This window comes from Nonomuraea terrae (assembly GCF_004348995.1).
Lineage (GTDB): Bacteria > Actinomycetota > Actinomycetes > Streptosporangiales > Streptosporangiaceae > Nonomuraea > Nonomuraea terrae.
Genome location: NZ_SMKQ01000274.1, coordinates 1 through 9,827, shown reverse-complemented (window position 1 = coordinate 9,827; position 9,827 = coordinate 1). Strand labels below are relative to the sequence as shown.

Sequence of the window (9,827 nt, the reverse complement as noted above, 5' to 3'; positions counted from 1 at the left end):
GGGCGGGGTCATCTGGTGACGGTGATGGCGGGGCTGGTGATCTTCTGGTGCTGGCTGTCCAGGTAGACCACGTACACGCCGTTCTTCTTCGCCAGGACGGGCACGCGGACGTCCTGCTCGAACCGGCCGAGTTCGTCGGCCTTGCCGTAGCCGACGAGCAGGCCGTCACGGTCACCGCGGCGGGCGTCGTCCTCCTGCGGGCGCCACCAGATGGCCACCTTCTCGCCCGGGTCGTAGCCGTACGCCGAGACCTTGACCTCTTCCAGGCGCCGCGCCGAGGTCTTGTCGACGACGACCTGCTCGCCGACCGTGTTCTCGGGGGTGCGCAGCTCGTTCACGGTGCGCTCGCCCTTGTCGTTCTTGCGGATGACGAACCCGTCGTGGTGCTCGCCGTTGGCGTAGCGCGCCTCGAACGTGATCGTGTCCTCGCCGACGTCGATGAGCTGGTAGAGCTGGGTGTTCTGGCTGGTGCTGCGGACCTCGGCGCCGTTGTTCGTCCAGTTCTCGCCACCGTTGAGCGCGTACATCTTGCCGCCGGAGACCGACACGACGTACGCGACGCCGTTGTGCACGGTCGCCGACTTGCGCGCCGCCAGCTGGTTGCCGCGCCCGTACGAGTGGTCGTGCCCCTGCAGCACCAGGTCGACGCCGTACTTCTCGAACAGCGGCGCCCACTGGGCGCGGACGTTCGGGTTGTTGCGGGTGCCGGTGGTCGAGTACACGGGGTGGTGGAAGGTCACCACGGTCCACTTGTTCGGGTTGTCCTTGAGCAGGCCCTCCAGCCAGGCCGTCTGCGCGGCCATGAGCGTGGCGTTGCTCTGCACGTTGCTGTCCAGGCCGATGAAGCGCACACCCTGGTAGTCGAGGGTGTAGACGGTCTGCTTCAGCTCGGGGTTGCCGGGCCCGTTGTCCGGATACGGGAACTGCGGCCGCCAGAACGTGGACAGCCCGCCGCTGTACTCATGGTTGCCCGGGATCGAGATGTTGTTGATCTGACCGTCGATGAACCCGCCGGCCTTGAACCACTGACCCCACTGCTCCTCGCTGTTGGCGGAGTCGATGAGGTCGCCCGCGTTGACGATCGCCTTGGCCTGCGGCCGGTCCGCGAACGCCTGGCGGAACACGCGCGGCACCGCGGAGTCGAGGTAGTTCTGCGCGTCGCCGTAGTAGATGAAGGAGAACGGGTCGAAGCCGGAGGCCGCCGTGGTGAAGTCGGTCCAGGCGCTCCAGTTGGTGCCGTCGCCGACGCGGTAGGTGTAGCGGGTGTTCGGCTTCAGCTCGCCGAACTCCACCGTGTGGTACGTCGAGGCGTACCCGAGCGTGGTGTTCACCGGCGTGCTGGCCATGGCCTTGACGCTGGTCACGGCGCCGGGCGTCGGCTGGACCTGGCCGAGGGCGCGCGGCGCCTCCAGGATCTGGGCCTGCGCGTTGTCCGCGGTGGCCTCGGCGCGCCACGACACGCGCTGGCTGGTGGCGGGCGTGGTGGTCGGGATGAGGATGATGCGGTCGGGGATCGGGGAGGGCTTGTGCACCTCAGCGGCGGGGTAGACGGGCGGCGCCGCCACACCGAGGGCGGCGGGGCCCAAGGCTAAACCGGCGATCAGCAGCGCGCCGGTGCCGGCCGCCACGAGCTTGGCCTGCCGCGACCGCGGGGACCACGGCTTCCTGGTCTCGTTCACTTCTGGCTCTCTCCATGAGGCGTGGAACCCGTCCGCGTGCGGGACGCGCGCGGACGTCAGCGAATTGACGCAGGCGCCGCTGACGATCATCTGTCCGCCGGCTGGCCGCCGGGTTAATTCATGATCGTCAATGTGGTGGTCACCGGACGTTGGCCCGGCGTTCTCCCGGCCACGTCTACGATCATCGCGGATCGCGGGAACCGATGCCTCGGAGGTGGACGGATGGTGGTGACCGCCCGTCGCTGGGGGCTGCTGCCCGCCGTCGTGGCGCTCGGCACGCTGTTCGTGGTGCCGCCGGAGCGGCCCGTGGTCAAGACGGAGACGTTCATCACCGCCGAGACCACCGGCGTGCTGATGATCGAGGGCGGCGAGTGCTTCAGCGACCCGGCGTACTCGCCGGAGGCCGCCGACCGGATCGTCCTCTACACCCCGTGCGCGCAGGGCGCCGACAACCAGTCGTACGGCTTCACCCACGCCCCCGACGGCGCGTACGACGCCGCGGCGCTGAAGGCGTTCGCGTGGCAGAGCTGCGGCGAGCGGTACGCCGAGCTGTGGGGCCCGCAGCGCGACGACCTGAGGTACTACCCGATCATGCCGACCGCGGAGACCTGGGCCGACGGCGACCGCGACGTGATGTGCGCCGTCTACCGCCCCACCGGCCGCCTCGCCGACTCGGCGCTTCCCGGCTGACCACGACGAGCCGCCCCTGGCCGGGGTGGCTCGTCGCGCCCCTGGAGGGCGTCAGGCGCCCACGCAGGCGGGGCCGAGGAGTTCTTTCAGGTCGCCCATGAGGGCCGGCGAGGGGGTCACGCGGTACCGGTCGCCCACCCGCAGCACCGTGGTCTTCGGGCCGTTGTGGACCTGGAGGTGCACCTCGGAGGTGCCCGGATGGGTGGCGAGGACCTCCTTCAACCGCCCCACCACCGGCGGCGTGCAGCGGTTGAGCGGCAGGCTCACCAGCAGCGGCCCGCCGGACTCCTGGGTCAGGTCGGGCGCCGTCACCTCCATGGCGATGATCTTGGCGACGTCTTCCCGCTTGTCGATCCGGCCCTTGACGAACACGATCGCGTCTTCGGCCAGGATCGTCGAGCACAGCTGGTACGCCGACGGGAAGATCATCACCTCGATCGAGCCTTCGAGGTCCTCCAGCTGGGTCAGCACCCAGGTGTCGCCCTTCTTGGTGACCTTGCGCTGCACCCCGCTGAGGATGCCGCCCAGCGTCACCACCTGCCCGTCGGGCCGGCTGTCGTCCTGGACGGCGGCGATCGAGCAGTCGGCCCCGGCGGCCAGGATGTGCTCGACGCCGAACAGCGGGTGGTCGGAGACGTACAGGCCGAGCATCTCGCGTTCGAACTGCAGCAGCGTGTTCTTGTCCCACTCCCCCACGGGGATCTGCACGTCGAACGTCTGGTCCTCGCCGCCGTCGATCGCGCCGAAGAGCGAGTCCTGGCCGATGGCCTCGTTCTTCTTGATGTCGATGATCGCGTCGACGGCCTGCTCGTGCACCATGACCAGGCCCTTGCGCACGTGGCCGAGCGAGTCGAACGCGCCCGCCTTGATCAGTGACTCGATCACCCGCTTGTTGCAGACGATGGCCGGCACCTTGCGCAGGAAGTCCTTGAAGTCGGCGAAGCGGCCCTTCGCCTTGCGCGCGGCGATGACGCCGTCGACGACGTTGCCGCCGACGTTGCGGACGGCCGACAGGCCGAAACGGATGTCGGTGCCGCGCGGCGTGAAGTCGAAGTCGGAGTCGTTGACGTCGGGCGGGAACACCTTGATGCCCATGCGGCGGCACTCGTTGAGGTAGAGGGCCGACTTGTCCTTGTCGTCCTTCACCGAGGAGAGCAGCGCCGCCATGTAGGCGGCCGGGTGGTTGGCCTTGAGGTAGGCGGTCCAGTAAGCGATGAGGCCGTAGGCGGCGGTGTGGGCCTTGTTGAAGGCGTAGTCGGAGAACGGCAGCAGGATGTCCCACAGCGCCTTGATGGCGGCGCCGGAGAAGCCGTTGTCCTTCATGCCCTTCTCGAAGGAGGCGTACTGCTTGTCCAGCTCCGCCTTCTTCTTCTTGCCCATCGCGCGGCGCAGCAGGTCGGCGGCGCCGAGGGAGTAGCCGGCCACGCGCTGGGCGATGGCCATGACCTGCTCCTGGTAGATGATCAGGCCGTATGTCGTGTCGAGGATGTCCTCGAGCGGCTTCTCCAACTCGGGGTGGATGGGCGTGATCTCCTGCTGGCCGTTCTTGCGCAGCGCGTAGTTGGTGTGGGAGTTGGCGCCCATCGGGCCCGGGCGGTAGAGAGCGAGGGCGGCCGAGATGTCTTCGAAGTTGTCGGGACGCATGAGCCGCAGCAGCGAGCGCATGCCGCCGCCGTCGAGCTGGAACACGCCGAGGGTGTCGCCCTTGCACAGCAGCTCGTAGCTCTTGCGGTCGTCGAGGGGCAGCGAGAGCAGGTCGACCTTCTCACCCGTGGTCGCCTCGATCATCTTGAGGCAGTCGTCCATGATGGTGAGGTTGCGCAGGCCCAGGAAGTCCATCTTCAGCAGGCCGAGCGTCTCGCAGGTCGGGTAGTCGAACTGCGTGATGATCGCGCCGTCGGAGTCGCGGCGCATGATCGGGATGTGGTCGGTCAGCACCTCGCGGGACATGATCACGCCGGCGGCGTGCACGCCGGTCTGCCGGATCAGGCCCTCCAGGCCCTTGCCCAGGTCGATCGTGGACTTGACGTCGACGTCTTCCTCGTAGAGCTTGCGCAGCTCGCCGGCCTCGTTGTAGCGCGGGTGGTCCTTGTCGAAGATGCCCGACAGCGGGATGTCCTTGCCCATGACGGCGGGCGGGAACGCCTTGGAGACCCGGTCGCCCAGCGCGTACGGGTAGCCCAGGACGCGGCCGGCGTCCTTGATGGCGGCCTTCGCCTTGATGGTGCCGAACGTGGCGATCATGGCGACCTTGTCGGCGCCCCACTTCTCCGTCACGTAGCGGATCACGTCGCCGCGCCTGCGCTCGTCGAAGTCGATGTCGACGTCGGGCATGGACACACGCTCGGGGTTGAGGAACCGCTCGAAGATCAGGCCGTGCGGGATGGGGTCGAGGTCGGTGATGCCCATCGCGTACGCCACCAGCGAACCGGCCGCCGAACCCCGGCCCGGGCCGACCGGGATGCCGTTCTGCTTGGCCCACATGATGAAGTCGGCGACCACGAGGAAGTAGCTCGGGAAGCCCATCTGCTCGATGATGCCGATCTCGTACTCGGCCTGCTTCTTGTGCTGCTCGTCGTAACCCTCCGGCCAGCGCCTGGCCATGCCCTCCCAGACGGTCTTGCGGAAGAACTCGCTCTCCGTCATGCCGTCGGGGACGGGGTAGGTCGGCATGAGGTTCTTGAACTCGAAGAACCCGGCCGGGTCGACCTTCTCGGCGACCAGCAGAGTGTTGCGGCAGCCCTCGGCCCACAGGTCGGAGGAGTCGACGGCGCGCATCTCGTCGGCGCTCTTGATGTAGTAGCCGGTGCCGTCGAAGCGGAAGCGGTCGGGGTCGGACAGCTGCTTGCCGGTCTGGATGCACAGCAGGGCGTCGTGGGAGGCCGCGTCGGACTCGTAGGTGTAGTGGGAGTCGTTGGTGACCAGCGGCGGGATGCCGAGCTCCTTGCTGATCCTGGTCAGCCCGTCGCGGACGCGGCGCTCGATGTCGAGGCCGTGGTCCATGATCTCCAGGTAGAAGTTCTCCTTGCCGAAGATCTCCTGGTATTTCGCGGCGGCCCGCAGCGCCTCGTCGTACTGCCCGAGCCGCAGCCTCGTCTGCACCTCGCCCGACGGGCAGCCGGTGGTGGCCATGAGGCCCTCGGCGTGCTCGGCGAGGACCTCGGCGTCCATCCGCGCCCACTTGCGCACGAAGCCCTCGGTGTAGGCGCGCGAGCTGAGCTTCATCAGGTTGTGCAGGCCGGTCTTGTCGCGCGCCCAGATCGTCATGTGGGTGTAGTAGCCACCCGCCGAGACGTCGTCGCGCTTCTGGTGCGGCTCGCCCCACAGCACCGGCTTCTTGTTGTGACGCGCCTCGGGCGCGACGTAGGCCTCGATGCCGATGATCGGCTTGATGCCGGCGCCGGTCGCCTGCCTGTAGAAGTCGTAGGCGCCGTGCATGTTGCCGTGGTCGGTGATCGCGATCGCGGGCATCCCCAGGTCGCCGACCTGTTTGAACATCTGCTTGAGGCGCGCGGCCCCGTCCAGCATCGAGTATTCGGTGTGCACGTGCAGATGGACGAACGAGTCGCTGGACGACATGGAGCGGCGCCTCCCGGTCTCGATGGTTGTGCTCAAAAACTTTAGTGCTCCCTGCCGACACTTCGGAGCCCGCGGGCCGGACGACCGGGCGGTGAGGCGGTCGCGAGCGCGCTCGGCGGCGCGGATATCCTCATGTCACTGTCCGTATGCGAGGAGACACGCTGTGCGCACACAGACCGACGAGGGATACACGCACGCACTCGGCAACCGCCAGGTCCAGATGATCGCCATCGGCGGGGCCATCGGCGTGGGCCTGTTCCTGGGCGCCGGCGGCCGATTGGCCGCCGCGGGGCCGGCCCTCGTGCTGTCCTACGCCGCCGCCGGGGTGGCCGCCTTCTTCGTCATGCGGGCCCTCGGCGAGCTGGTGCTCTACCGGCCGGTGTCGGGCTCGTTCGTCGAGTACGCCAACGAGTTCATCGGCCCGTGGGCCGCCTTCGCCAGCGGCTGGATGTACTGGGTCAACTGGGCGTTCACCGGCATCGCCGAGCTGACCGCGATCGCCACCTACATCCACTACTGGGCGCCGGCCTTCCCCCAGTGGCTCACGGCGCTGATCGCGCTGGGGTTCGTCATGGTGGTCAACCTGCTGTCGGTGCGGCTGTTCGGCGAGCTGGAGTTCTGGTTCGCGCTGCTGAAGGTGCTGGCCATCACGCTGTTCCTGGTCGTGGCGCTGGTGCTGGTGGTGTTCACCGTCGGGCAGGCGAGCCCGGCCAACCTGGTGGCCCACGGCGGCTTCTTCCCGACCGGCTTCCCGCTGGTGCTGATGAGCCTGCAGTCGGTGGTGTTCGCGTACGCCTCGATCGAGCTGGTCGGCATCGCGGCCGGCGAGACGGCGCGGCCGCGCGAGATCATGCCGCGGGCCATCAACGGCGTGGTGTGGCGCATCGCGATCTTCTACGTGGGCTCGGTGCTGCTGCTCGGCATGGTGCTGCCGTGGACGGTCTACCGGGCGGGCGAGTCGCCGTTCGTGACGTTCTTCTCCGGCCTCGGGGTGCCGTGGGCGGCCGACGCGATGAACCTCGTGGTCATCACCGCGGCGCTGTCGTCGTGCAACTCCGGCCTGTACGCCACCGGCCGCATCCTGCGCTCCATGGCGATGAAACGGGAGGCCCCCGGCTTCACCGGCACGCTGAGCTCCCGTCACGTGCCGATCGGCGGCATCCTGTTCACCGCGAGCATGCTGCTCGGCGGGGTGGCGCTGTTCTACTTCCTGCCCACCCGGGCCTTCAACATCGCCACGGCCTGCGCCTCGCTGGGCGTGATCACGACGTGGGGGGTGCTGGTCTACTGCCAGACGCGGCTGCGCGCCGCGGGTCACCGCTCGGCGTTCCCGATGCCCGGCTCGCCCTACACCAACTGGCTGACGCTCGCGTTCCTGGCGCTGGTGATGCTGCTGATGCCGTTCGCCGACGAGGACCAGCGGGTGGCGTTCTTCCTCATCCCGGCCCTGGTCGTGGGGATCGCGCTGGGCTGGAAGGTGGTCGGCCACCGGCGGCCGGCCGCGGGGGGTGAGCCTCCCGCGGGGCCGCCCGCCGGGCCGTCCGGCGGGCCGCCCGCGGAGTTCCGCGCCGAATCGTAGCCGCCGCGACAACCCCGCACCGATCACCGGCTTGGGTAGTCTCGTGGGCGCAAGGAAGGAGCCACAGGTCGGGGAGGTCACGCTGGACGAGGCTCGGCGGAAGATCGTCCGGATCTCGGCGGTGGCCGCGCTCGGCGTCGCGCTCGCGCTGGCCTGCCTGCCCCTCGGGGTGTTCCCGAAGCTCGCCTGCGCCCTGCTCCACACGGGCTGCCCCGCCACCGAGGAGCCGAGCGGCCGGTTGCCGCAGGTGACCCGGCTGACGCCCGTACAGGTGGCGCAGAGCGGCCGGTACGTCGCACTCGGCGACTCCTACTCCTCGGGCGAGGGCGTCTACGACAGCGACCAGCCGCCGGTCAACGACGGGGCCGACCGCTGCCACCGGTCGCCGGGCTCGTACGCGCCGCTGGTCGCGCGGACGTACCGGTTCGCCCGCGGCACCGCCTTCTACGCCTGCAGCGGCGCCACCACCCGTCAGCTGCTGACCGGCCAGTGGGGCCATCCGCCCCAGATCACCCGCGTCGACGCCGGGGCCGGCCTGGTGACGCTGAGCATCGGCGGCAACGACGCCGGTTTCACCGAGGTGCTCACCGGCTGCATCGTGAAACTGCCGTGGTCGTCGGCCTGCGTCGACCAGGAGGCCGCCGTCGACCGCCGCATCGGCGAGCTGGAGGCGAACATGATGACCGTCCTGAAGGAGCTGCGGGTACGCGCGCCGAACGCCCGCGTGATCGTCCTCGGCTACCCGCGGCCGTTCCCCGCGCAGCCGACGGAGACCGTCGACAACCTGAGCGTGGCCGACCAGCGGTGGCTGAACGCCGTGACGCGGCGGCTCAACGACGCCGTGAAGGCGGTGGTGGCCGAGTTCGACCGGACGATCGCCGCGTTCGGCGGGCCGGGCAGCGCCGAGTACATCGACGCCTACGAGGCGTTCACCGGGCACGAGGTGGGGCGGCCGCAGCCATACCTGAACGGGTTGAACATGGACATGGAGGAGATGACGGTCAACGCCCGGAGCTATCACCCGACGGGCGACGGGTACCGCCGCTTCGCCGAACTGATCACCCGCCAGATCGCCCAGGGCCCGGGCCGGCCCATGAACAACTACCACGTGACCACCCCCTGACCGCCGGCCGGAGACGTCACGCGGGCGGCCGGTCGGCGCCGCGTTCCTCGGCGAGGTGGAGGCCGGCCTCGATGACGGCGTTCATGATGGGCGCGAGGCGGGTCTCGCCCAAGGTCGGGGCGCGCTGGGCCATCCGGGCGACGACGGCGCGTTCGCGGGCCAGGTCGCGGCCCGCGAAACCGCCCACGGGCTTGATCCGCTGCACGATGCCCGCCAGGGCCGCGCGGCGTTCGAGCAGGGTGGCGAGGGCGGCGTCCACCCGGTCGATCGCCTGCCTGCACTCGGAGAGCGTGGTGGGCGACTCGTCGCGGAGCAGCGCGCCGACCACGGTCACCGCCTCCTCGGCCACCCGCAGGCCGGCAGCCGCCTGCCCTGCCGCCGGCAGGCCCTCACCCGCCTGCCCCCGCACGCCGTCGTCCGCGCCGCGCGGGGTGCCCTCACCGTCCGGGAGGCCCGAAGCGTCCGCGGACGGCAGGGGCGCGTGGGGACGCACGGCCAGGGCGGCGCTGATCTCACGGGCCGCGGCTCCCGCGTCACGCTCCTTGAGCGCCACACCGCGTCCCTGCGACGCCTCGGAGCGCTCGGCGCCGTTCCCCTGCGACGCCTGGGAGCGCCCGGCGCTGTCTCCCCGCAGCGCCTCGGAACGGCCGCGGCCGTTCCCCCGCGACGCCCCCGCGTGAACGCCGTACGTGTTCTGCGACGTCTCCGAGCCGTACGTCCCCCGCGGCGCGCCGGAGGGGACCGGCGGTGCGGAGACGATCAGCCCGTCGGCGCCCGCGGCGACGGCGGCGGCCGACAGGCCCGGGTCGGCGGAGACGTCCACCAGCACGGGACGCCCCGTGGCGGCCCGCGCCGCCCGCATGAGCGCCAGATCGGGCCGGCCCCCTTCGCAGAGGATCACCCGCCCGTCGCCCTCGACGGCGCAGTAGCCGGCCAGGCCCAGCCACTCCTCCAGGGACGCCGAGGCCCGCCGCTCCACCACGACCGGCAGCCCCAGCGCGGCGGCCGCCCGCACCAGCGGGATGTCGCGCGTCCACGACGCGCCCACCACCACCGCGTCCGCGAACTCGGCGATCGCCGGCAGATCGGCCGCCGACGCCGGCTCCGCGAGCAGCGCCGGCCCGCGCCGCTCCCGCAGCACCGCGTACGCGTCGGGCCGCCCGCCCCCGCGCAGGCT

The 9,827-nt window shown here is 70.3% G+C and carries 6 protein-coding genes; 3 read left to right on the top strand and 3 right to left on the bottom strand.

Annotated elements, in window-relative coordinates; translation table 11 throughout:
* Nucleotides 1-8: 8 nt before the first annotated feature.
* On the bottom strand, nt 9-1,679 hold the full coding sequence (locus E1286_RS43075) for a purple acid phosphatase family protein (RefSeq protein ID WP_132622524.1): 1,671 nt from the start codon (nt 1,677-1,679) through the stop codon (nt 9-11).
* 222 nt (nt 1,680-1,901) lie between these two features.
* Here E1286_RS43075 and E1286_RS43070 point away from each other — a divergent pair, with 222 nt between their 5' ends.
* Nucleotides 1,902-2,369 (top strand): hypothetical protein, encoded by a 468-nt coding sequence (locus E1286_RS43070; RefSeq protein ID WP_132622522.1) that lies wholly within the window; start codon nt 1,902-1,904, stop codon nt 2,367-2,369.
* Nucleotides 2,370-2,420: 51 nt separating this feature from the next.
* On the opposite strand, the gene dnaE is transcribed toward E1286_RS43070, so the two are convergent.
* Nucleotides 2,421-5,948: a DNA polymerase III subunit alpha gene (dnaE, locus tag E1286_RS43065; RefSeq protein WP_132622520.1), complete on the bottom strand. Its 3,528-nt coding sequence runs from the start codon at nt 5,946-5,948 to the stop codon at nt 2,421-2,423.
* Between the two features lie 163 nt (nt 5,949-6,111).
* Between dnaE and E1286_RS43060 the strand changes: the two genes are divergently transcribed.
* Both E1286_RS43060 and E1286_RS43055 read left to right on the top strand, forming a co-directional pair.
* Nucleotides 6,112-7,527 carry an amino acid permease gene (locus E1286_RS43060; RefSeq protein ID WP_223190894.1) on the top strand — a complete coding sequence of 472 codons (1,416 nt, stop codon included), beginning with the start codon at nt 6,112-6,114 and terminating at the stop codon, nt 7,525-7,527.
* 43 nt (nt 7,528-7,570) lie between these two features.
* Nucleotides 7,571-8,650 (top strand): SGNH/GDSL hydrolase family protein, encoded by a 1,080-nt coding sequence (locus E1286_RS43055; protein ID WP_246075656.1) that lies wholly within the window; start codon nt 7,571-7,573, stop codon nt 8,648-8,650.
* Between the two features lie 16 nt (nt 8,651-8,666).
* Here the strand turns inward: E1286_RS43055 and E1286_RS51810 are convergent.
* On the bottom strand, nt 8,667-9,827 hold a 1,161-nt coding region (locus tag E1286_RS51810; RefSeq protein WP_342776323.1), incomplete at its 5' end, for a chorismate mutase.

What these genes read in the sequence shown, in the direction of transcription:
- dnaE (WP_132622520.1), bottom strand. Translation starts at nt 5,948, where the DNA reads ATGTCGTCCAGCGACTCGTTCGTCCATCTGCACGTGCACACCGAATAC.
- E1286_RS43070 (WP_132622522.1), top strand. Translation starts at nt 1,902, where the DNA reads ATGGTGGTGACCGCCCGTCGCTGGGGGCTGCTGCCCGCCGTCGTGGCG.